Here is a 20,082-nt window from a genome sequence, read left to right on the forward strand (position 1 = left end):
TGGCTCGTCATTGGAGCAATAGCGGCTGGCCAACGCGGCTATTACAACGCCCCACCCGCGCAGTGTTCGCAGTTTGCGACCATCGCCCTGAATATTCTGGCCGGGCCCCTTAATTACACAGGGATGGATCCACAAGCCGGTTGCCAGATTCCGCAGCCATCGTGAGCCAATACGGCAGGCGCCTGGCGACGATTCTTCTGGCTCTGGCGGTACTCGCCGGAGCATTGACCGCATGCTCACAGCGTCCTTCCCCCGAGGCGCTTAAGGGACCGGCGAAAGACGTCTTCTCCGCCGTCCAAGCTGCCACCTTGGCTGTAGACCTCAGGATCAAAAACAGCACGACGGCGGCTGCCGGGTCCACTGCGGCAGATGACATGTTGGGGGAGGTCGAGTCCGCTACCGATGAAGTTGAAGGTTTCACCGCTCCCACCGAGGAGGAAAAGTCGCTGCGGGATGACATGCTGACCTCCTTCGCCACCATCTCGCGCGCGATGCTCCATGCCCGTGATGCGTTGACTGCCCCGAGCGGCGGCCCTGAACAGGGGCAACCGGGATCAGGCGCACACGGCCTGCCCGAAGTCCTGGGTGAGTTGCGCAATGCCACCGATCAGCTCAAAGCCCTCATGACCAAGGCCGGCATCCAGTGAAGCGGCTCCTCGGTGTTGCACTGGGCATCCTGACGGCGATCGGGGGCTTTGTTGACATCGGGGATTTGGTGACCAACGCCGTAGTAGGTTCACGCTTTGGGCTTTCTCTGGCGTGGGTGGTGGTGGTCGGCGTCGTCGGAATCTGCCTCTTTGCCAATATGTCAGGACGGGTGGCGGCCGTCTCAGGCCGGGCAACCTTCGAGGTGATTCGTGAGCGAATGGGGCCGCGTGCCGGGCTAGCCAACCTCGCTGCTTCCTTCCTGATCAACCTGATGACGGTCACCGCCGAGATCGGCGGCATCGCCCTTGCCCTGCAGTTGGCCAGCGGTGTGGCTTATCTGCTCTGGGTCCCCGTTGCGTTGCTGGCCGTGTGGCTGGTTATTTGGCGGGTGAAGTTCAAGATCATGGAAAACGTCACCGGGCTCCTGGGACTTTCCTTGATCGTTTTTGCCGTGGCGCTTTTCCTGCTCAAGCCCGATTGGGGTGTCCTGGCCAGCCAGGCATTCGCGCCGTCCGTGTCGCAGGAGGAAGGCCCCGGCGTGTATTGGTACTTTGCCATCGCACTGTTCGGAGCTGCCATGACCCCCTACGAGGTGTTCTTCTTCTCCTCGGGCGCTGTGGAGGAAAAGTGGAAGGTCAAGGATCTGCTGCAGGCCCGAATGAACGTTCTGCTCGGTTTCCCGCTGGGTGGGTTCCTTTCCGTGGCGATCGCCGCCTGCGCCGCCGTCGTCCTCCTGCCTGCGGGGATCAGCGTCACCACGCTGTCGCAAGTGGCGCTGCCCGTTGCCCAGGCGGGAGGACAGCTGGCCTTGGCCGTGCTGATTCTGGGCGTTGTGGCCGCTACATTCGGGGCAGCTCTGGAGACGACGCTTTCAAGCGGCTACACGTTGGCGCAGTTCTTTGGCTGGTCGTGGGGAAAGTTCCGGCGGCCGGCCCAGGCAGCCAGGTTCCACATGTCCATGATCGTGGTCCTTCTGGCGGGTGCCGCTGTCCTCGCCACTGGGGTGGATCCCATCCTTGTGACCGAGTATTCGGTGGTGTTCTCCGCGATCGCTCTGCCCCTAACCTATCTGCCAATCCTGATTGTCGCGAACGATCCCCAATATATGGGCGAGCACGTCAATAACAGGGCCGTGAACATCGCCGGGCTGGTGTATTTGGTGATCATCCTGGCAGCGTCCTTGGCTGCCATTCCACTCATGATCGTTACCGGAGCAGGCGCATGAGTACGCCCAAACGCAGAAAGATCGAGCCCAGTGAGATCAGGCCTGCGCCACGCCCGGCAGGCTTGGTCCTGGACGCCCAGCTCCACTTGTTGGATCGGCAGGTGTTGGACGTCGACGGCGTGCCCGTCACCACCGTCGACGACCTCGAGTTGAGTGGTCCCGCGCCTGATGAGCCCATCCCGGAAGGTGCTGCACCGCCGAGCATAACGGCCTTGCTGACAGGTCCGGTACTGGGCACGCGGATCTTCGGCGGCAGGCCGCCGTCGAACAGGTTGATCCGTATTCCTTGGGACGTCGTATCGGGCGTGGACACCGTTATCACTGTAGGTGTGCGCTCGGACTCGCTCGAAGCATCGTGGGTGGAGCGGTGGCTTCGGAACCACGTCATCGGCCGGATCCCGGGAGGTAGCCATGATCCTGACTGACCTGCTCGGTAGTGACGTTGTGGATAGCAAGGGTGAACGGCTGGGGGAGGTTTCGGACGCCCGCTTCGCCCTGGACTCGGCACCAACCCAGCTCCTGAGCCAAGCCCGCTTGGTGGGCATCATTGTGAGTCCGCGGACGGCGTCGTCTTTCCTGGGGTATGAGAGGCAAGGGATGACGCAGCCATGGCCGGTGGCGCAGTTGTTGCGTTGGTGGCATCGGGGATCGTTCCTGGTGCTGTGGGAGGACATCGCGATGATGGGTTCACAGGAGGTGGTGCTTCGTCCGGACTACGTGGCCTATGAATCGGGGCTGCCACGATAGTGCCTCAAGCATGAAATTGCTAAGTTTGCTGACTAATTTCTTCAAAGCATGGACACGTCGCCAACCGTCCTTATAGGTTCGAAGTGTTCCATTAACACGTTCCACCGCATGGAAAGGACAGGTCACTTGGACAAGCAGAACGCCACGCCTGAAGAGGAAGCGGGGGGCTACGGCACCCCTACCGCAGAGCAGGAAGCGGGCGGATCGCAGGCGCAGCCCCGCGTGGAAGAGGACCTCAGCGAAGCCGGTCTGAGCGAGGACAGCCCTGATGGCGAAACATATGCAACCGGCGCACCCAATCTCAGCCACCTCGATCCCGAGGACTCGGACAGCGCAGGCGAACCAGGGGCAGGCCGCTTTGGCGGTATCGACGAACAGTCCCAGGCCGAGCAGAATCTGAACCAGCCTGCCGACTCCCTGGCCGATGGCAGCGGCACTGATCTGCCCCGGGACGAGTCACCCAAGGACGACGACGAAGAGGATTTCGACGCAGGTTAGGCCGTAACCCGGGCGCGCCCATAAGACAGGCGCGCCAGACGGTTATGCAGCCAGCCGGCTGGCGCGCCGCCGGCATTACCGGACTCAAAAGAGTCCGGCACATTAAAGCGCAGGACATATAAATCGCAGTACATATAAACGCACTACAAGACGAGAACATTGAAGGAGCGATACCTTTGGCTACCGTCAATAAATCAATTGAAGTAGATGTCCCCGTGTCCGTTGCCTACAACCAGTGGACGCAGTTCGAGACTTTTCCCGAGTTTATGAACGGGGTGGAGTCCGTGCAGCAGATCGATGATACGGCCCTCCACTTCGCGACGAACGTGGGCGGCGTGAAGCGCGAATACAACGCCCAGATCATCGAACAGGTGCCCGATTCCCTGGTCAGCTGGGCGAGCGTGGACGGCCCGCGCAATGCAGGAACAGTGACCTTTGAACCGTTGGACGCCGTGCACACCCGCGTCAATGTAGAGATCGACTGGGAGCCGGACACCCTCGCCGAAAAGGCCGGCTCGGCAGTCGGAGCCGACAGTTTGCGCGTGGGCGCAGACCTGGACAAGTTCAAGAAGTTCATCGAGGCCCAGGGACATGAGACCGGCGCCTGGCGTGGCACCGTATCCGGTGGCGATGTTGACGAAGGCGGAGGAGCATTGGTTTAAAGGTTTTCGTGTAAGCCTCTTACCCGCGGAGGTCGGCCAGCGAACGGGCCGGCCTCCCCGGGTGCCACGAAGAATAAGCTCCAGTAAGGAGAAGTGATGGCAACGTCCAGCAACGTAGAGGCAGAACGGAAGTTCGACGTCGATCCTTCCACGCCGCTTCCCACGCTTGAAAAGATCGACGGCGTTGCCCGCGTGGGCGAGCCAGTCACCCATAGCCTCGAAGCGGTCTATTTTGACACCAGCGATCTCGCGCTTGCCGCCCGCGGAATAACTCTGCGACGGCGGACAGGTGGTCCCGACGCCGGATGGCACCTCAAGCTTCCCCACAGCCCAGGACGTCGCACCGAAATCCACGCGCCCCTGGGCCAGGCCGATACCGTGCCGGTGGAACTGATGGATCGGATCCTTGCCTACACGCGCGGACACGCGGTCATTGCAGTCGCCACGCTTAACACCGAACGCACCAGCTACCCGCTCTACCAGGACGACGGCGGGCGGGTGGCGGAGTTCGTGGATGACCACGTGCGGGCCCTTGTTTCGGTGGCGGATTCCACTGAACAGCAGTGGCGCGAATGGGAAGTGGAACTCAACGGTAGCGGGCACGCGGACAAGGGGGATGACATTCTGGACGCCGTCGCAGCCCAGCTTATTGAGGCCGGGGCGAGCCCCAGCGAACGCACTTCCAAACTGGCAACAGCGCTCGGAGATTCCTGGCCGCGTGCAAAGGGTGCCGGTCGCGAGGTTCCCAGCCGCAAGGGTCCGGCCGTTGTACCCGTACTGAACTACCTCGACGCCCAGGTGGCCAAGTTGCTCCTGCAGGACGCGCACGTGCGAATGAACCGTGACGATTCCGTCCATAAGATGCGGTCACTGACCCGGCGGATCCGCTCGGTGCTCCACAGTTACCGCAAGCTTTTCAAGGGTTCCCCGGTCCAGGAACTTGAGCTCGAACTGAAATCGTTGGCCACGACTCTTGGACGCTACCGGGATGTAGAGGTCCTTCATGAGCGGCTCCGAAAGGATGTGGACGAACTGCCAATGAAGCTGGTTTTGGGTCCGCTTCACGCTGAGCTGGATGAGCGGATGAAGGTTCGGGCGGACACGGCGATGGCAGCAATCAGGACCCGGCTCAACAGCCCCCGCTATTTCCGGCTTCTGGATGGGCTCGAAGCCTTCCTGGACTCTCCTGGAATTGCGCCGCAAGGAACCGGGCCCGCACGCAAGACCACAGCGAAACTCGTCAACAAAGCTTCCAAACGCCTCACCAAACGCCACGACGCCGCGGTGGGTGCCGCCGTCGGGCCTTCACGTGACACGGCGTTTCACAATGTCCGCAAGACTGCCAAGAAGCTGCGCTTCGCCGCGGCCACCGCTGAAAGTGTCCACGGGAAGCGCGCCGCAAAGCTCGCTGACGCTGTCCATGATGTCCAGACCATTTTGGGTGAACATCAGGACAGCGCCATGGCCCGCGCCGAGCTTTTGAAGCTGGGGTCTGCGTCCGGTGCCGGTAACAGTGCCTTCACGTACGGCCTGCTTCATGCCGCCGAACGCGCAAAGGCCGACGCCGCGCAACAGGAGTATCTGCGTGGCGGCAAGAAAGCACGGAAGCTCCGGCTCAAAAAGTAGGGGATGCTACTTCTTGAGGAAGGTCAGCAACGCTTCATTGATCTCGGCCGCGTGCGTCCACAACAGACCGTGGGGTGCGCCCTCGATCTCCTGGTACTCGGCGCTGGGCAGTGCATTCTTGAAGCGCCGCCCTGTGACGTCGATGGGGAGGATGTTGTCCGCGGTGCCGTGAACGATCAAAGCGGGAACATCGATCTTGGGGATGTCCGCGCGGAAGTCCGTCAGCCATGTGGGCTGTGCGGCCACGGACGCGAAGGCGCCCGCTTGGCTTGCAAGGTTCCAGCTGGCGTCCACGGATTCCTGGCTGAGGCGTTCTGTCCCTAGGAAGGTGTCGCTGTTGTAGAAGTTCTTGAAGAAATCGGTAAAGAAGGCGTAGCGGTCTGCCGTGGCAGCCTCATACAGCCCATCGAAGACATCCTGCGGGACGCCGTCCGGGTTGTCGTCGGTCTTCAGCATGAACGGCTCCAAGGAACCAAGGAAGACGGCCTTCGCCACGCGGGCGGAACCGTAAGTGCTGATGTAGCGTGCAACCTCGCCGGTGCCCATGGAGAAGCCCACCAGCACGGCATCGTTGAGGTCCAGGGTTTCCAGAAGCGTCTTGAGATCTGCGGCGAAGGTGTCGTAGTCAAAGCCCACTGTAGGCTTGCTGGATTTGCCGAAGCCACGGCGGTCGTAGGTAATGACGCGGTAGCCGGCATCCAGGAGGGCAGCAGTTTGCTTCTCCCACGATGAACCGTCCAGCGGATACCCATGGATAAGGACTACTGGCTGGCCCGTCCCGTGGTCCTCGTAATAGAGCTCAATCTCGGTGCTGTTTTCGTTTCCGACAGTGATGTAAGCCAAAACTCAAGTCCCTTCGTAGCGGTTCTGGGTGGAACAGCTCCAGCCTACTGTCCAGGCACCCAGAGACACGCTCGTCAGCGCAGAGCGTGGTGTTCCCACCACCACCATCCACGGACACTGGTTGCCGGCGCCTGCGCGATGGATTCTAGGATCACCGCCGATGACGATCCTAGGAATACCCATGCCACTTGCCCTACGCTCCAGCACCCGGAGTTACACCTCCATCGACGAACTCCTGGGCGACGGTCGCCGTCGGTTCTTCAGCCACGGCTACAAGACCACCAACCCAAGGCTGCGGGAACTCCGCGTGAACCATACGGTCTCCGAATCCACGCTCACGGCCCGCGCCGCTCTTGGCGTTGAAGGTACGTGGTCCATCAAGGGGAACTCCGAGCAAACACCGCACCTTGGCACCACGGATGTCCTTGTTCTGGCTGCCAGGATGGCAGAGGCCTTGCTGGCCAGCCGCTATTCACCCGAACTGTTGCCTGCTGCCTACCTGGCGTCGGTGACCATCTCGGGTGGCAGTGAGCCGGTGGAAGGTACGCTGGGCGATCTCGAATGCCGGGCGACGCTGCAGGACCTGGGACACGCTTCGGTCCTTCGCTGTTCTGTTGCGTCCATGACCGCAGTACTGGAAGTTGCCCATGAGCACGCCGAGCTCGGGCTCGCGTCAGTGCAATCGCCGTCCGAGGAAGCTTTGGTGGGGGACGCCAGCACGCGACTCTATGGTGGGCTGTGGGCAGAACGGCAGGTTTCGCTGCTGGACGTCGTCCTGGACCCGAGTGAAGGAGACGCCGGCGAAGGAATGGCCCGCGCGCAGCTCTCATTCCGCCAGCAGCCCTCACTGTCCCGATGCTTGGATGACCGCCGCGGGCTGGAGGCCTCTTACCCGCAGGCGCTATCCGCCGTCGAGTACTTTGTTGCCTCGCTGCAGCTGGGACAGGTTCTCCTGTACCGGCTCGATTCCATGAACCGCGCGGACAGCAACACCTTGTGGATGCGCAAAACCCGCATCACACTCAACGGCTCCTGCCCGAAGAATGGGGGCGGGCAGGGGACCGGCCTTGCAGTGCGGCTGCAGAAGAGCCGGTTGATCCAAAAGGACGGCGGATGGTGGCGCTGCGCTGACGTCGTAGGAACGTTCGACGGCGGCGAAGTAGTATGCAGCGTTGCCCACCAACTGCCGTCCCATGTTGCGGCAGCAAGTGCTTCCGTGGGGGATAAGAAATGAGTGCCGCATCCGCCGTAGTCCGGGGATTGGGCGGCGCCCTGCCCAGAAAGGTGGTCACCAACGAAGACCTGTCTGCTGTCATGGACACCTCCGACGAATGGATCAGGCGCAGGACAGGCATCGCCGAACGCCGCCACTCTGACGAAACGGAAAGCACCAGCGTCCTGGCCACCACGGCGGGGCGGCGCGCCTTGGCCAGTGCCGGCGTCGATTCAGCTGGGCTCTTGATTGTGGCGACCTCGACGCCGGACAAGGTCTGCCCTGCCACGGCACCCAAGGTGGCAGCGAACCTGAGGCTGAGGGGCATTGCTGCATTCGATGTGTCCGCTGTCTGCTCCGGATTTGTCTATGCCTTGACTACCGCCACGTGGGCCATCCGATCAGGATCCGTGGACTCGGCACTCGTAATCGGCGCGGACACCTTCACCCGCCTGCTCGATCCGGCGGACCGGACCACTTCGGTGATTTTCGGGGACGGAGCGGGCGCGGCTTACCTGTCGGCCGGAACAGCAGACGAACCAGGGGCCATCAAGGCGTCAACGCTGCACTCCGATGGCGAGGGCGAAACGCTCATCCACGTGCCGGAAGGTCCTGGTTCATTTTTTGAGATGCAGGGCAAGGAGGTGTTCACGCAGGCAGTCGCGGCGATGTCCGGTTCCGTGGAAACAGTGCTCGCAAGCGCTGGCTGGGCTGCCGACGACGTGGATTCCTTGATTGCACACCAGGCGAACCTCCGGATCCTGAACACCGTTGCTTCGGTGACCGGCATTCCAGGATCCAGGGCCGAGGTCCACCTGGACAGGGTGGGCAATACCTCAGCCGCATCCATCCCGTTGGCCATGACCGACGCCGGAACCAGAGGCCACAGGAGCCCCGGAGACAAGGTGGTCCTGACGGCCTTTGGCGGAGGAACCACCTGGGGAGCCATTGCCATGACCTGGCCATCGATCTCGGTTGTCGACCCGCACTAGGGCCGGACACCGATTCCTGCAGGCCGGGGTGCCGTGCAGGACCACTGTGGCGCCGGCTAACCCGGGCCACCTGTAAAAGGGGGAAACAAATGGAAATTACAGCTATGGACGTCGTAGGGGCGATCGGGTCCACCATGGACGAGCTCGGCCACATGGGACCGGACGACTCGTTCGCTGACCTTGACATCGATTCACTGTCACTCGTTGAAGCCGCCGTGATCCTTAGCAACAAATTCGGTGTTCGCGTGGACGAATTCGAACTCACCGAGGCAGGCAGCGCCCGCGCCGCAGCCACGATGGTCACGGAAAAGCTGGCCCTGCAGCCCGCCATCTAGTCACACCATCACAAGAAGACCACGCAGTACAACAGGACCAGACAGTACAAACAGTAAGGACACCCATGGCCACTCCGGCGATTGCAGTTGTTTATTATTCAGGTTCGGGCCACACCAAGGTCCTGGCAGACGCAGTGGTTTCCGCTGCCGCCGCCACCGGAGCCACAACGGCTCTCCTGCGCGTGGATGAGCTCACCCAGGAATCCTGGGATTTCATCGATCAAGCGGATGCCATCATTTTCGGCGCCCCCACCTACATGGGCACCGCGCCTGCGGCCTTTCATGCGTTCGCCGAGAAGACCGCAGGCCGTTGGGCCGTGCAGAAATGGCACAACAAGCTGGGTGCCGGCTTTACCAATGCCGCCTGCAAGGGCGGTGACAAGAATTCCACTCTGGACTACTTCTCCACTTTCGCTGCCCAGCACGGCATGAACTGGATCAACCTGGGCCTGCTCCCGGGATGGAAGAGCACCAAAGGCAGCGAAAACGATCTCAACCGCTTTGGCTACTTCAACGGTGCCGCCGCCCAGACATTCTCGGACGTCGGTGTGGAAGGCGTACACCCTGCAGACATCGCTACTGCAGGGCACTTGGGGCGGCGGGTTGCTGAGATGGCCGCTATCTTCGCCGCCGGCAAGACCGCTCTTGACCGCGAGCTCGTGAGCGCGGGAGCCTAGGGCTTTCTCGTTTCAGGGCCACGGAAAAAGCCTGGCGACGCCCATATCCGCGCGTCGCCAGGCTTTTTCCGTGGCGCCGATCAGTTTCAGTGTCACAACCAGTTTGCGTGTCACACCGGGGCATGCGTGTCATGAGTCGCCTCGGCGGAAAGGGTGGCTGCCACGATCGCCTGGACCTTCGGGTTGCCGACATGGAACAGATGGCCCCCGCCCACGACCTCGATCAATCGTGGCCTCTGCGCGCACCAGTCCGCCCAGCGCAGTGACTCTGAAGCCGTAACCACAGGATCATCAGAGCTGTAGAGGACTGTGGCCGGCACCTCCAACTGGCGGGCGGGCAGCCTGCCGGGATAGCTCTCCAACAATGCCAGATCCTCAACCAGTACCTCCCGGGCCCGCTCGGACAGGGCGGTCGTGCTGAGCACGTGCTCGGACAAGGCGGCCACGGACAGCGAAGTACCGGACAGGGCCGCCACGGACTGTGCCGTGCCGGACCGGGCGCTGGAATCAGCTGCCGCGGCAGCACCGGCGTCGTACATTCCCGACGGCGGCCGCGCGGCTGCGAGGAACACGTGCACCACCCGCCCGGTTTCCTGAAGCCGAAGGGCGGCCTCGAAGGCGAGCACGGCGCCCAGGCTGTGGCCATAGAGCGCCACCTGCCCGGACTGCGAGCTTGCGATTCGTTCGGCCATAGCGGCTGCGGCACCGCCAACGGAACGGAAATTCCTGCCGCGGTATGCGAGCTTGGTGACGTGCACGCCGTCGAAACGCCAGCCGGCAAAACTGGCTGTGGTTCCGCCGGCGTGGTGCAGGCAAAACAGGTGCATGCCGGCGTCCCTGGGGCTAGTTGAAAGCGAGCCGGTGGCGGTCGTGCTCCATGCGGGACGCGGCGACGTCGTCCATGTGTTCCTCGGCCCACTCCTTCATCTCGAAGATGATCCGCAGGAGGGAATGTCCGCGGGGAGTGAGCTCGTAGTCAGTTCGCACGGGGACGGAGACGGTCACATGCCTTAGGACCAGCCCATCCCGTTCAAGCGAGCGGAGCGTGGAGGTCAACATTTTCTGGCTTGCGCCGGGTATCCGTTTGCGGAGGTCGCTGTGCCGCTGCTGCCCGTCCTCCAGTGCCAGCATCACCAAGGTGACCCACTTGCTGCTGATGGCCTCAAGCAGTTGGCGTGCCGGGCAAAGATCCAGGGAAGCGTTGTAGTGCTTCTGGGCCTTCATGCGTTTCTGTTCAGCCGTGAGAGTCATTTCCCCAATACTTTCCTCATCAAATGGACTGCTCGCCACAGTTTACTTGGGGGTTGTTACAGGTGGGGAAACGGCGACTCAACCCTAAACTGCCGCCGGGGTGACCAGCATCGATTCTCCGGCCAATGCCATGAAAGGAAGATCCGAGCTGTGGTCCCCATAGGCGAAGCTGACTGACAGGTCCACCGAGAATTCGGCGGCGTGCGCTGCCACGGCTCGCGCCTTGGCGTCGGCTACCAAGGCTTCCTCGATGTCGCCGGTATAGATGCCATTCGCGGCAGCAGGGAACGTGCACAGCAGCTCGAGCTGGGGCCACCGCCGTCGAACACGTACCAAAGCAGGCTCGAACGACGCCGTGACCGCCACAATGCGCCGTCCCTCCGCGGTGTGTTTGTCCAGGAGGGAGGTCACGGGTTCCAGGAAGGACCAACCGTCCGGTGAGCTGGCCTGGAAATCTGCCCAGCGCTCGCCGAGTTCCTGGACTTCGCCCACGCTGCGGCCCCGCCACCAGCTGAAGTACCGGGCGTTCGTCACGGATCTTGGTACGCCGTTCCTGGCTGCGGCCCGCAGGCCCTCAAGGAAGTCCTCCGCCTCGGCTTTGCGGGAGTTGCCGGCGTCGAAGCGGAGGAACTCGAAGATGGTGTTGTAGGCGGTGACGGTGCCGTCGATATCGGTGTAGGCGGCCTGCAAGGGGTTTCCGGATTCTTCCACAGGAAGAATCCTAGGGACCGCTCCGGCACATGGAAGCCTTGCAGGGGAGGGCACTTTGAGGTGCCCTAGGCACAAAAAAGTGCGTTCTTACGCGCTGATGTGATGTCCGTGAGGATCGAATACGGGGCACAAAACGTCCCCGCAGCAAAGCCTCGAAAGGAAGCCAATGCCTACCATCCTCCACATCAACGCCTCTCCGCGCTACGCCAACAGCGACTCCCTGCGGTTGGCCCGGCACTTCATCGACTCCGTCCAGGCTGCCGGTCCGGAGAGCTTTGAGCTGGAGACCCTGAACTTGTTCGACGACGGTGCGTTGCCTGTTTTCGGTCGGATCGCGGCTGCCGCCAAGATGGCTGTCTTCACCGGACAGGACCAGACGCCGGAGCAGGTTGCCGCTTGGGAATCCGCCCGCGCTGTGTTCGATCAGTTCGCTGCAGCCGACGCGTATGTCTTCAACATCCCCATGTGGAACTCGGGAGTCCCCTACGTGCTGAAGCAGTGGATCGACATCATCACCCAGCCCGGCTGGAGCTTCGGCTTCGACCCGGAGCAGGGCTACCGCGGCCTCATGGAAGGCAAGCAGGCCCTTGCGATCCACACCAGCGGGGTCTACGCCCCGGGTGTTCCGGCCGCTTTCGGCTCCGACTTCAGCAGCACGTTCTTCGCTGACTGGCTGAACTTTGTGGGCATCGAGGACGCAACCCACGTCCGTTTCGCTCCCACCGTCCTGAACGGCGACGTCGATGGCACCCGCAAGGTTGCAGAAGCGGACCTGAGCGACGCCGCAATCGAGTTCGCCGGCAAGCTCAGCGCCGCGGGTACCCTCCAGCTCGTCAACGACTAGGAGCTCCCTGTGCGCATCGGCATTTCGGGTACCTACTCCTCGGGCAAGACGTTTACGTCCATGGCCTTGTCCCACTACACCGGGTTGCCCCGCACCAAGGCCAGGACCATGCGCGAAATCCTGCCCGAGGCCGCCCCTGGCAAGACCCTCGAGGAATGCACTGCGGCGGAGCTCATCCAGATGATCGTGACCCGTCATGTGGAGCGTGCCGTCTACGAGGACAAGCTCTCGGATGGTTTCATCTCCGACGGTTCATCGCTGCAGGAATGGATCTACGGGTCCGTGCGGGTTTCCCTCGGGCTGAACCCCAGTGCCTCAGCACACCTCGCGGTCGGGGGAGAGCGTGGAGAAGACTCCGGAACTCGCATTCTTCGAAGAGGTGATGACCAGCCTGGGCAACAGCTTCAAGAGGCACGTCAAGAACTCCTTCGATGTGTTCGTGCACCTGAAGAACGAGCTTCCGCTCTCTGCTGATGGACACCGCCCGGTCAACGATCAGTTCCGGAACATGTCCGATGAGATCCTGCAGCACACCATGGACGAGTTGGGCATCCCCTTCCATGTTGTGTCCGGTTCTGTGGAGGAGCGTCTTGTCCGGATTGCTTCCCTGTTCAACCTTGAGCCGCGCATGAGTCCCCAGGACGCCACACGCCTGGCAGCCGAGGAATACGCGCAGCTGGACGTGCGCTCCGAACGGGAGCGGGTCCTGCAGTAACAGCGGGTCCTGCAGTAACAAGGAAACATCCGTTTGGATCCTGCTCACCGGTTCGTCCGGCCATCCGCTGTGCCGTAGCTGCCCAGCGGGTGGCCGGACGCTCGTCTTTTTACTGGAGACCCCATTGCCTACCGACCAGCCCCTTGCCCATCAAGCCCGCTCCAACCATGCCCGCCTTGGCGAGTTCTTCCGCACTCGCCGCGAGCAGACCCGTCCGGAGGATGTCGGGTTACCAGTAAGCCCACGACGCCGGACTCCCGGACTCAGGCGCGAAGAGGTGGCCGTCCTGGCCAATGTTGGCGTCTCCTGGTACACGTGGCTGGAGCAGGGGCGGGCCATTGGCGCCTCGGAGGAAATCCTCGATGCCATTTCGAACGCACTGCGGCTTAGCCCTGAGGACCGAACCTATGTCCGGCGGCTTGCGTCCGGGCGTCGTTCGCGACTATCCGGAAACACGGACAGCGCGGCCGGCGGTCCGGCTTTGGGGCAGGCCGCCAGTCACAATTTCGACGTAGACGACGCCCAGCTCGCTCTGCTGCAGCAGTTGGTGGATGCCATGGCGAATCCCAGCTACGTCGCTGACCCTTTTTGGAGCGTCGTGGCCATGAATTCCGCGGCTGCAGAAACCTTCGATACTCGTGTGGGTGAAAGCTGCCTCCAACGCTTTTTCACGGATCCGGAGCTCGCCCGGCCCCACGTGCACAAGGAGATGATGGCCCGCTCCATGGTGGCGCAGTTCCGTGCGCAGTCAGCCAACTTCCCGGACGATCACCGTTTCGATGCCATGGCACGCGGCCTATGCCAGGTCTCGGAAGCCTTCCGGGAATTATGGCAGCGGCAAGTGGTTGGCGATTCGTACCACGTGGATGTTGTGTACGACCACCCAGCGGTGGGCCGCCTCAGCTTCGCTCCCATGGTGCTGGGTGTCCCGCAGTTTCCTGCCCTCCGTCTTTTCACTTACCTCCCCAAAAGCGGTACCGGAACGCAGGCTGCCCTGCAGGGTTTGAACAGGAAAGCAGTGGGCTGAGATTCCCTCTAGTTGCCCACAGCAACCAGACGTAAACTGGCCTTCGGTTCACTACGTTGGTTCGGAGTCCCCATGCTTTGGAAGGTTCTTGTTCGGTTCCTGAAGCCGCACCAGCGGTTGCTGATTGCCGTCGTCGTTTTTCAATTGGCGCAGTCCATCGCGTCTCTTTACCTGCCTACACTCAACGCCGACATCATCGATAACGGCGTTGCTACCGGCGATACCGATTACATCCTGCGCATGGGTGGCCTCATGCTGCTGATCACGCTGTTGCAGATTGCGTGTGCGGTGGTGGCGGTGTACTTCGGCGCGAAGGCAGCCATGGGAATGGGGCGTGACCTACGGGACGCGATTTTTGCCAGGGTGGGGGAGTTCTCGGAGCAGGAAGTCACCAAGTTCGGGGCGCCGTCCTTGATTACACGGTCCACCAACGATGTCCAGCAGGTGCAGCAACTGGTCCTCATGTCCTGCACGCTGATGGTTGCGGCGCCCATGCTGAGCATCGGCGGCGTAATCATGGCAGTGCGGCAGGACGCCCAACTGTCCTGGCTGATTGCGGTCTGCGTACCGGTATTGCTGGTGGCCGTCGGGTTGATCGTGATCCGGATGGTGCCGCTGTTCCGCAAAATGCAGGTCCGGATCGACGCCGTCAACCGTGTCCTGCGCGAGCAACTCACCGGCATCCGCGTGGTCCGCGCGTTCGTGCGTGAAGACATGGAGAGCTCCCGGTTCGGCAAAGCGAACGACGACGTCACGGACGTCGCGCTGCGGGCCGGCCGTTTGATGGCCCTCATGTTCCCTGTGGTCATGTTGGTGATGAACATTTCCAGCGTGGCGGTCATCTGGTTCGGCTCGTTCCGGATCGAGGACGGGTCCATGCAGGTGGGCACGCTGATTGCTTTCCTCAGCTACCTCATGCAGATCCTCATGTCCGTCATGATGGCCACGTTCATGGCCGTGATGATCCCGCGCGCCTCCGTTTCCGCCGACAGGATCGGGGAGGTGCTGGAGACCGCCTCAAGTGTCCAGCCGCCGTCGAATCCTGTTACCGGCGGCATCCGCCGTGGCGAACTGGAAATGCGCGACGTCGGTTTCGCGTACCCGGGTGCCGAGCAGCCCGTGCTCAGCGGCGTCACCTTCACCGCCCTGGCCGGCCAGACCACGGCAATCATCGGCAGCACGGGCGCCGGAAAGACCACGTTGGTGAACCTCATGCCGCGGCTGTTTGACGCCACCGCTGGAGCGGTCCGGATGGACGGCGTAGACATCCGTGATCTGCATCCGGACCTGTTGTGGGGGCACATCGGCCTGGTGCCGCAACGGCCGTATCTCTTCTCAGGCACCGTCCGCAGCAACCTTCAATACGGGAAACCCGATGCCAGCGACGACGAACTGTGGCAGGCCCTTTCAGTGGCCCAGGCGCGCGACTTTGTCGAAGAGATGGAAGGGGGACTGGACGCACCCATATCCCAGGGCGGCACCAACGTTTCCGGCGGGCAACGGCAACGCCTGGCCATTGCGCGGGCACTCGTGAAACAGCCGGAGCTGTACATTTTCGACGATTCGTTCTCCTCCCTGGACACCGCTACCGACGCCCGCCTGCGGCAGGCCCTTAAACACCACACCAACGGCGCCACGCTGGTGATCATCGCCCAGCGCGTCTCCAGCATCGCGGACGCGGACCAGATATTAGTGCTCGACGACGGCAGGATCGTTGGGCAGGGAACGCATGATGAGCTGTTGGAGATTTCCGAAACGTACAGGGAAATCGTGTCCTCCCAGCTGGCGGCGGAGGAGGCGGCATGAGCGCCATAACAGCTGGTCAACGCGGGCCACAGCGGCCGCCCATGGGCCCCGGACGTGGCGGTCCGTTCGCTGGAATGAGCATTCCGGCGGAGAAAGCCTCCAACTTTGGTGCCTCGGCCCGGCGGCTACTGGGCACCTTGCGGCCTGAGCGGTTCTGGCTGACGCTTGTCCTGGTTTTCGCGGTGGTCAGCGTTACTTTGTCCGTGATTGGGCCCAGGCTGCTCGGCGAAGGAACAAACCTCATCTTTGCCGGCGTCGTGTCCAAACAGCTACCCGCAGGGGTTACCAAAGCCCAAGTCATCGCCGGCCTGCGCGCCTCCGGCGAGAACAACAAGGCCGACATGCTGAGCGCCATGAACCTGACACCCGGCGTCGGAATCGACTTCGGTGCACTGTCCTCCGTGCTGCTCTGGGTGCTGGCGCTATATGTCCTGGCCTCAGCGTTCGGTTGGATGCAGGCGTACGTGCTCAACGGCGTCGTCCAGCGGACTGTGTACCGGCTCCGCGAGCGGATCGAAGCGAAAATCCATCGGCTTCCCTTGCGGTATTTCGACTCCATCCAGCGTGGTGAGCTGCTCAGCCGGGTGACGAACGACGTCGACAATATCTCCCAAAGCCTGCAGCAATCCATCAGCCAGGTGGTGTCCTCACTGCTGACCGTGCTGGGCGTGCTGGTGATGATGTTCCTGCTCTCGCCGCTGCTGGCCGTCATCGCGTTGGTGACCATCCCGCTCACCTTGGGGACCACGGTGGTGATTGCCAAGCGCTCGCAGAAACTCTTCGTCGCACAATGGAAAAACACCGGCGAGCTCAACGGGCAGATTGAAGAAACGTACACCGGTCACGCACTCGTGAAGGTCTTCGGCCGGCAAAACGAAGTCCAAGAGAAATTCCGGGCCAAGAACGGCGAGGTGTACCAGGCAAGCTTCGGGGCGCAATTCGTGAGCGGCCTGATCATGCCGGCCATGACGTTCATCGGAAACCTGGTGTACGTGGGTATTGCCGTGGTGGGCGGTCTGCAAGTGGCCTCGGGCGCAATGCAGTTGGGTGACGTGCAGGCCTTCATCCAATACTCGCGGCAGTTCACCATGCCCTTGGCGCAATTGGGATCCATGGCCAATATGTTGCAGTCCGGCGTTGCCTCGGCCGAGCGGGTGTTCGACCTGCTGGACGAGGAAGAAGAATCCCCGGAACCTGCTCCCATTCCGCAGTCCGGTCCGTCGCGTGGGCGGCTCGTGTTCGAGAATGTGTCCTTCCGCTACCTGCCCGACAAGCCACTCATCACGGACCTCAGCCTCGTGGCCGAGCCCGGCCAAAGCATTGCCATCGTTGGACCAACCGGTGCCGGCAAGACCACCCTGGTGAACCTCATGATGCGCTTCTACGAACTGGACGCAGGGCGCATAACCCTCGACGGCGTGGACATCGCCTCCATGTCCCGGCAGGAACTGCGCTCCCGGATGGGCATGGTCCTGCAGGATACGTGGCTCTTCGGCGGGACTATCCGCGACAACATCGCCTATGGCCGGCCCACAGCGTCCGAACCCGAGATCCTTGAAGCTGCCCAGGCCACGTACGTGGATCGGTTCGTCCGTTCCCTTCCCGAGGGCTACGACACAGTGCTCGACGACGAAGGCGGCAACGTCTCCGCCGGCGAGAAGCAGCTCCTCACGATCGCCCGCGCCTTCTTGTCCCGTCCATCGGTCCTGATCCTCGATGAAGCCACCAGCTCGGTGGATACCCGTACCGAGGTTCTGGTGCAGAAAGCCATGAACGCGCTGCGCTCGGACCGGACCAGCTTTGTCATCGCGCACCGGCTCTCCACCATCCGCGACGCCGATCTCATCCTGGTGATGGAATCCGGGCAGATCGTGGAACAGGGGACCCATTCTGAGTTGCTTGCTACGGGCGGGGCGTACTCACGGCTCTATGAGGCGCAGTTTGCGGCGCCAGCGGCTGAAGAGGTGTGAGTCTTCGGTTTTGGGAAGCCGTGGAAATTAGGGAAGCCGGGAGGGCCGGAGCACCGTTGCCTCTCCTGCCCGGGAAGGGTCCAACGGCACAGGACTCACCAAGACAGCCGGACCTCTGTGGAGTAATCCTCCGGAGATCACCTGGCAGCGAACCCCACCCCTGCCGCGCATCGCCTTGTGTGCCCCCGGTGCCAGCATCTGGTCCATCCAAGCGCAAGGGTGTGCTGGCCTCCCTGCCTTCAGCCGCACGGAATCGCCGCCGGATTCCAGAGTGAATTCATTCCCCAGCAAGGGAGCCAGTTCGGCCCCGCGAAGCACCACGTTTCGCCGGGTCATCAATGGGTCGAGTGGCCCGGCGTCCAGTTCGGAGGCAATCGCCTCGAGCGCCTCCATCGCGAACAAGGTTACCGCCGCATCCATGTGCGCGGCTTTGCCGAAGAACCTGTCACCAACAATGCCCTTGCCGGCAACAAGCTCGGCCTGCTCAGCGTCCGTCGTCGGAACATCCGCGGCGCCTTCGCGGGCGCGGCCAAAATAGGCGTGCGCCGGCGACACCAAAAGATGCAGCACCTCGACGTCGTACCTGTATTCAGCGGTCATCATTCAACGCTAATGCCTGCAGGCTCGGAACGGCAGCGCCCTATGCCGTACGCCACAGCGCCAGAGCCGCCCCTGAAGATACAGTGGCACGGTGAACTTTGCCGTGGCCCCTGATGGCGCTGAGCTCGCCTGGACGTCCGAAGGCGACGGCGAACCAATGCTGTTGATTGCCGGCCAAGCGACCGCCATGGACGGTTGGGGCCCGACGGCGGAGCTCCTGTCCCGCTCTTACCGCGTCATCCGCTTCGATCACCGGGGCATAGGCCGCAGCAGCAAGGGTGACGCCGGGCGTTACACCACGAGGCTGATGGCCGCAGATGCAGCCGAGGTCCTCAAAGCTGCGGGCGTTGATTTAGCACACGTGTACGGTCACTCCATGGGCGGACGGGTAGCGCAGTGGTTGGCCATCGACTACCCGGAGAAAGTCCGGACGCTGGTCTTGGCCGCCACGAGTGGAGGAAGGTGGCCAGGCGAGGGTATGGACCCTGACAAGGCTGCCATGCAGGCACTGGTCAGCGGGGATATGGACCGCCTGGTACCGCTGTTCTTTGATGAGGACTGGGCGTCCAACAATCCGGAGGCCGTTCACACCTTCTTCTCCTCCCACGCTTCAGCCTGGGCCAAGGCACGTCATTTCAAGGCCAGTCGTGAGCACCATGCATGGAGCCGGCTGGGTGATATCAAGGCCCCGACTCTGATAATTCACGGCACCGAGGATGCGCTTACGCCATTACCCAACGCCGTCCTCCTCCGCGAGCACATCTGCCATTCCATGCTTGTGAGGGTTCCGGGCGCTGGACATGGCCTGCACCTGGACCACTCGGAGACCATTGACTGGATTCGGCAATTTGTTACCAAAAAGGGCGCCTAGTTCCTGCTGGCTGGCTCTAAAGGGCTTTCCCGCCAAGGTGCCGGACCAAAGCGTCCACAATGGGCAGTTGCCCTTTGACGAGCTTGCTCCGGGCTGTGGCTTGTTCAAACCACCGGGCGTCGTCTATCTCCGGAAATTCCTTGACGGAGCCGGAACCCTTGGGCCATTCCATGGGAAAGGTGTTGCTGACGATCTCATCGGGCTGGAAGGAGGCTGCTTCTGCTGCGAAGGCAGTGATGAGTTTGCCGGAGGGCTGTTTGAAAACCCCCAGTGGCTCGTAGTCGCCTGGTGGCGGTGGAGTCCCAATTTCCTCGGTGAATTCGCGGCGGGCAGCAATCAGCGGATCTTCGTCCTCAAGGAATTCACCCTTGGGAATTGACCACGCGTGTTCGTCCTTATGCGCCCAAAAAGGTCCACCCATGTGGGCAATCCAAAGTTCCAACTCTCCAGAGGAACCTTGCCGGTAAAGCAGGATTCCAGCGCTGCGAATCGTGATGTGACCTCCAGACGTCATGATTTGAACACGAAATGAACGGACAAAGCCAAGGTTACTCCCGGCCACGCTGCCGTTATCCAATTGATGGCATATCGCCCATTTTGGTTCTTCAATTCCCTTCCTAAGGACCCACGTCTACTTGATAATCGAGGAACTGCACGTTCCTCGTGGGGGTGGAACGTCTTTGCGGTCGCCGGTTTTTGCCGACGACGAGTCTGGGCGCATCAATGGAGGACACGGCTATGGCATGGTCAGTACGGCTCATTTCGCATGGGCGAATAAAAGCAGCAGGTTTGGCCGTCGTGCTGGCGGTGGGCTTATCAAT

General features: G+C 62.1%; 24 protein-coding genes. 18 read left to right on the forward strand and 6 right to left on the reverse strand.

Features of this window, described 5'->3' with window-relative positions:
* The first annotated feature begins 140 nt into the window (after positions 1 to 140).
* The 7 genes from ACTAQJ_RS20505 (at position 141) to ACTAQJ_RS20535 (ending at position 5,406) form a co-directional block, all read left to right on the forward strand.
* Positions 141 to 647: a hypothetical protein gene (locus ACTAQJ_RS20505; protein WP_477513838.1), complete on the forward strand. Its 507-nt coding sequence runs from the start codon at positions 141 to 143 to the stop codon at positions 645 to 647.
* Positions 644 to 1,873 (forward strand): NRAMP family divalent metal transporter, encoded by a 1,230-nt coding sequence (locus ACTAQJ_RS20510; protein ID WP_498698958.1) that lies wholly within the window; start codon positions 644 to 646, stop codon positions 1,871 to 1,873. The genes ACTAQJ_RS20505 and ACTAQJ_RS20510 overlap by 4 nt, the downstream gene beginning before the upstream one ends.
* Entirely contained in the window at positions 1,870 to 2,298 is a 429-nt protein-coding gene (locus ACTAQJ_RS20515; protein ID WP_498698959.1) for a hypothetical protein, read from the forward strand. The genes ACTAQJ_RS20510 and ACTAQJ_RS20515 overlap by 4 nt, the downstream gene beginning before the upstream one ends.
* Positions 2,285 to 2,620, forward strand: coding sequence for a PRC-barrel domain-containing protein (locus ACTAQJ_RS20520; protein ID WP_431116671.1), 336 nt, complete (start codon positions 2,285 to 2,287; stop codon positions 2,618 to 2,620). The genes ACTAQJ_RS20515 and ACTAQJ_RS20520 overlap by 14 nt, the downstream gene beginning before the upstream one ends.
* 48 nt (positions 2,621 to 2,668) lie before the next feature.
* On the forward strand, positions 2,669 to 3,118 hold the full coding sequence (locus ACTAQJ_RS20525) for a hypothetical protein (protein ID WP_498698961.1): 450 nt from the start codon (positions 2,669 to 2,671) through the stop codon (positions 3,116 to 3,118).
* 176 nt (positions 3,119 to 3,294) lie between these two features.
* Positions 3,295 to 3,780: an SRPBCC family protein gene (locus ACTAQJ_RS20530; protein ID WP_477513837.1), complete on the forward strand. Its 486-nt coding sequence runs from the start codon at positions 3,295 to 3,297 to the stop codon at positions 3,778 to 3,780.
* Between the two features lie 96 nt (positions 3,781 to 3,876).
* Positions 3,877 to 5,406, forward strand: a complete 1,530-nt coding sequence (locus ACTAQJ_RS20535) for a CYTH and CHAD domain-containing protein (protein WP_498698966.1) — start codon at positions 3,877 to 3,879, stop codon at positions 5,404 to 5,406.
* Between the two features lie 6 nt (positions 5,407 to 5,412).
* On the opposite strand, the gene ACTAQJ_RS20540 is transcribed toward ACTAQJ_RS20535, so the two are convergent.
* Positions 5,413 to 6,249 (reverse strand): alpha/beta fold hydrolase, encoded by an 837-nt coding sequence (locus ACTAQJ_RS20540; RefSeq protein WP_477513835.1) that lies wholly within the window; start codon positions 6,247 to 6,249, stop codon positions 5,413 to 5,415.
* Between the two features lie 181 nt (positions 6,250 to 6,430).
* Between ACTAQJ_RS20540 and ACTAQJ_RS20545 the strand changes: the two genes are divergently transcribed.
* The 4 genes from ACTAQJ_RS20545 to ACTAQJ_RS20560 all read left to right on the forward strand — a co-directional run bounded on the left by ACTAQJ_RS20545 (position 6,431) and on the right by ACTAQJ_RS20560 (position 9,466).
* Positions 6,431 to 7,483 carry an AvrD family protein gene (locus ACTAQJ_RS20545; RefSeq protein WP_498698970.1) on the forward strand — a complete coding sequence of 351 codons (1,053 nt, stop codon included), beginning with the start codon at positions 6,431 to 6,433 and terminating at the stop codon, positions 7,481 to 7,483.
* The gene (locus ACTAQJ_RS20550) at positions 7,480 to 8,454 is read left to right on the forward strand and encodes a beta-ketoacyl-ACP synthase III (RefSeq protein WP_498698973.1); all 975 of its coding nucleotides are present in this window, start codon (positions 7,480 to 7,482) and stop codon (positions 8,452 to 8,454) included. The genes ACTAQJ_RS20545 and ACTAQJ_RS20550 overlap by 4 nt, the downstream gene beginning before the upstream one ends.
* Positions 8,455 to 8,543: 89 nt before the next feature.
* A complete protein-coding gene (locus ACTAQJ_RS20555; RefSeq protein ID WP_431116664.1) occupies positions 8,544 to 8,789 on the forward strand; it encodes an acyl carrier protein in 246 nt (81 codons plus the stop codon).
* 65 nt (positions 8,790 to 8,854) lie between these two features.
* Positions 8,855 to 9,466, forward strand: a complete 612-nt coding sequence (locus ACTAQJ_RS20560) for a flavodoxin family protein (protein ID WP_498698976.1) — start codon at positions 8,855 to 8,857, stop codon at positions 9,464 to 9,466.
* A 110-nt stretch (positions 9,467 to 9,576) separates the two neighbouring features.
* Here the strand turns inward: ACTAQJ_RS20560 and ACTAQJ_RS20565 are convergent, their stop codons facing one another.
* From ACTAQJ_RS20565 to ACTAQJ_RS20575, 3 genes are all read right to left on the reverse strand, one after another.
* A complete protein-coding gene (locus tag ACTAQJ_RS20565) occupies positions 9,577 to 10,293 on the reverse strand; it encodes a thioesterase II family protein (RefSeq protein ID WP_498698978.1) in 717 nt (238 codons plus the stop codon).
* A gap of 16 nt (positions 10,294 to 10,309) precedes the next feature.
* Complete coding sequence (locus ACTAQJ_RS20570; RefSeq protein ID WP_442016146.1) at positions 10,310 to 10,717, reverse strand: winged helix-turn-helix transcriptional regulator; 408 nt, start codon at positions 10,715 to 10,717, stop codon at positions 10,310 to 10,312.
* Positions 10,718 to 10,801: 84 nt separating this feature from the next.
* On the reverse strand, positions 10,802 to 11,428 hold the full coding sequence (locus ACTAQJ_RS20575) for an HAD-IB family hydrolase (protein ID WP_498698982.1): 627 nt from the start codon (positions 11,426 to 11,428) through the stop codon (positions 10,802 to 10,804).
* Between the two features lie 166 nt (positions 11,429 to 11,594).
* Between ACTAQJ_RS20575 and ACTAQJ_RS20580 the strand changes: the two genes are divergently transcribed.
* The 6 genes from ACTAQJ_RS20580 to ACTAQJ_RS20605 all read left to right on the forward strand — a co-directional run bounded on the left by ACTAQJ_RS20580 (position 11,595) and on the right by ACTAQJ_RS20605 (position 17,790).
* A complete protein-coding gene (locus tag ACTAQJ_RS20580) occupies positions 11,595 to 12,272 on the forward strand; it encodes an FMN-dependent NADH-azoreductase (protein ID WP_477513829.1) in 678 nt (225 codons plus the stop codon).
* A 9-nt stretch (positions 12,273 to 12,281) separates the two neighbouring features.
* Complete coding sequence (locus ACTAQJ_RS20585; RefSeq protein ID WP_498698984.1) at positions 12,282 to 12,746, forward strand: hypothetical protein; 465 nt, start codon at positions 12,282 to 12,284, stop codon at positions 12,744 to 12,746.
* Positions 12,712 to 12,987 (forward strand): hypothetical protein, encoded by a 276-nt coding sequence (locus tag ACTAQJ_RS20590; RefSeq protein WP_498698985.1) that lies wholly within the window; start codon positions 12,712 to 12,714, stop codon positions 12,985 to 12,987. Before ACTAQJ_RS20585 ends, ACTAQJ_RS20590 begins: the two co-directional genes overlap by 35 nt.
* A 124-nt stretch (positions 12,988 to 13,111) precedes the next feature.
* Positions 13,112 to 14,014: a helix-turn-helix transcriptional regulator gene (locus ACTAQJ_RS20595; RefSeq protein ID WP_498698986.1), complete on the forward strand. Its 903-nt coding sequence runs from the start codon at positions 13,112 to 13,114 to the stop codon at positions 14,012 to 14,014.
* Positions 14,015 to 14,086: 72 nt separating this feature from the next.
* Complete coding sequence (locus tag ACTAQJ_RS20600) at positions 14,087 to 15,820, forward strand: ABC transporter ATP-binding protein (protein WP_498698988.1); 1,734 nt, start codon at positions 14,087 to 14,089, stop codon at positions 15,818 to 15,820.
* Positions 15,817 to 17,790 carry an ABC transporter ATP-binding protein gene (locus ACTAQJ_RS20605; RefSeq protein WP_498698990.1) on the forward strand — a complete coding sequence of 658 codons (1,974 nt, stop codon included), beginning with the start codon at positions 15,817 to 15,819 and terminating at the stop codon, positions 17,788 to 17,790. Before ACTAQJ_RS20600 ends, ACTAQJ_RS20605 begins: the two co-directional genes overlap by 4 nt.
* A gap of 27 nt (positions 17,791 to 17,817) precedes the next feature.
* On the opposite strand, the gene ACTAQJ_RS20610 is transcribed toward ACTAQJ_RS20605, so the two are convergent.
* A complete protein-coding gene (locus ACTAQJ_RS20610; RefSeq protein ID WP_498698992.1) occupies positions 17,818 to 18,390 on the reverse strand; it encodes an MOSC domain-containing protein in 573 nt (190 codons plus the stop codon).
* Positions 18,391 to 18,481: 91 nt separating this feature from the next.
* Here ACTAQJ_RS20610 and ACTAQJ_RS20615 point away from each other — a divergent pair, with 91 nt between their 5' ends.
* Positions 18,482 to 19,261 (forward strand): alpha/beta fold hydrolase, encoded by a 780-nt coding sequence (locus ACTAQJ_RS20615; protein WP_498698994.1) that lies wholly within the window; start codon positions 18,482 to 18,484, stop codon positions 19,259 to 19,261.
* A gap of 16 nt (positions 19,262 to 19,277) precedes the next feature.
* Here ACTAQJ_RS20615 and ACTAQJ_RS20620 read toward each other — a convergent pair whose 3' ends face one another.
* Positions 19,278 to 19,757, reverse strand: a complete 480-nt coding sequence (locus tag ACTAQJ_RS20620) for an NUDIX hydrolase (RefSeq protein WP_498702233.1) — start codon at positions 19,755 to 19,757, stop codon at positions 19,278 to 19,280.
* Positions 19,758 to 20,082: the final 325 nt, after the last annotated feature.

It is taken from the genome of Arthrobacter sp. alpha11c, assembly GCF_054149985.1.

What these genes read in the sequence shown, in the direction of transcription:
- ACTAQJ_RS20515 (WP_498698959.1), top strand. Translation starts at nt 1,870, where the DNA reads ATGAGTACGCCCAAACGCAGAAAGATCGAGCCCAGTGAGATCAGGCCT.
- ACTAQJ_RS20560 (WP_498698976.1), top strand. Translation starts at nt 8,855, where the DNA reads ATGGCCACTCCGGCGATTGCAGTTGTTTATTATTCAGGTTCGGGCCAC.
- ACTAQJ_RS20555 (WP_431116664.1), top strand. Translation starts at nt 8,544, where the DNA reads ATGGAAATTACAGCTATGGACGTCGTAGGGGCGATCGGGTCCACCATG.
- ACTAQJ_RS20535 (WP_498698966.1), top strand. Translation starts at nt 3,877, where the DNA reads ATGGCAACGTCCAGCAACGTAGAGGCAGAACGGAAGTTCGACGTCGAT.
- ACTAQJ_RS20605 (WP_498698990.1), top strand. Translation starts at nt 15,817, where the DNA reads ATGAGCGCCATAACAGCTGGTCAACGCGGGCCACAGCGGCCGCCCATG.
- ACTAQJ_RS20580 (WP_477513829.1), top strand. Translation starts at nt 11,595, where the DNA reads ATGCCTACCATCCTCCACATCAACGCCTCTCCGCGCTACGCCAACAGC.
- ACTAQJ_RS20525 (WP_498698961.1), top strand. Translation starts at nt 2,669, where the DNA reads ATGGACACGTCGCCAACCGTCCTTATAGGTTCGAAGTGTTCCATTAAC.
- ACTAQJ_RS20610 (WP_498698992.1), bottom strand. Translation starts at nt 18,390, where the DNA reads ATGACCGCTGAATACAGGTACGACGTCGAGGTGCTGCATCTTTTGGTG.
- ACTAQJ_RS20600 (WP_498698988.1), top strand. Translation starts at nt 14,087, where the DNA reads ATGCTTTGGAAGGTTCTTGTTCGGTTCCTGAAGCCGCACCAGCGGTTG.
- ACTAQJ_RS20550 (WP_498698973.1), top strand. Translation starts at nt 7,480, where the DNA reads ATGAGTGCCGCATCCGCCGTAGTCCGGGGATTGGGCGGCGCCCTGCCC.
- ACTAQJ_RS20570 (WP_442016146.1), bottom strand. Translation starts at nt 10,717, where the DNA reads ATGACTCTCACGGCTGAACAGAAACGCATGAAGGCCCAGAAGCACTAC.
- ACTAQJ_RS20545 (WP_498698970.1), top strand. Translation starts at nt 6,431, where the DNA reads ATGCCACTTGCCCTACGCTCCAGCACCCGGAGTTACACCTCCATCGAC.
- ACTAQJ_RS20520 (WP_431116671.1), top strand. Translation starts at nt 2,285, where the DNA reads ATGATCCTGACTGACCTGCTCGGTAGTGACGTTGTGGATAGCAAGGGT.
- ACTAQJ_RS20565 (WP_498698978.1), bottom strand. Translation starts at nt 10,293, where the DNA reads ATGCACCTGTTTTGCCTGCACCACGCCGGCGGAACCACAGCCAGTTTT.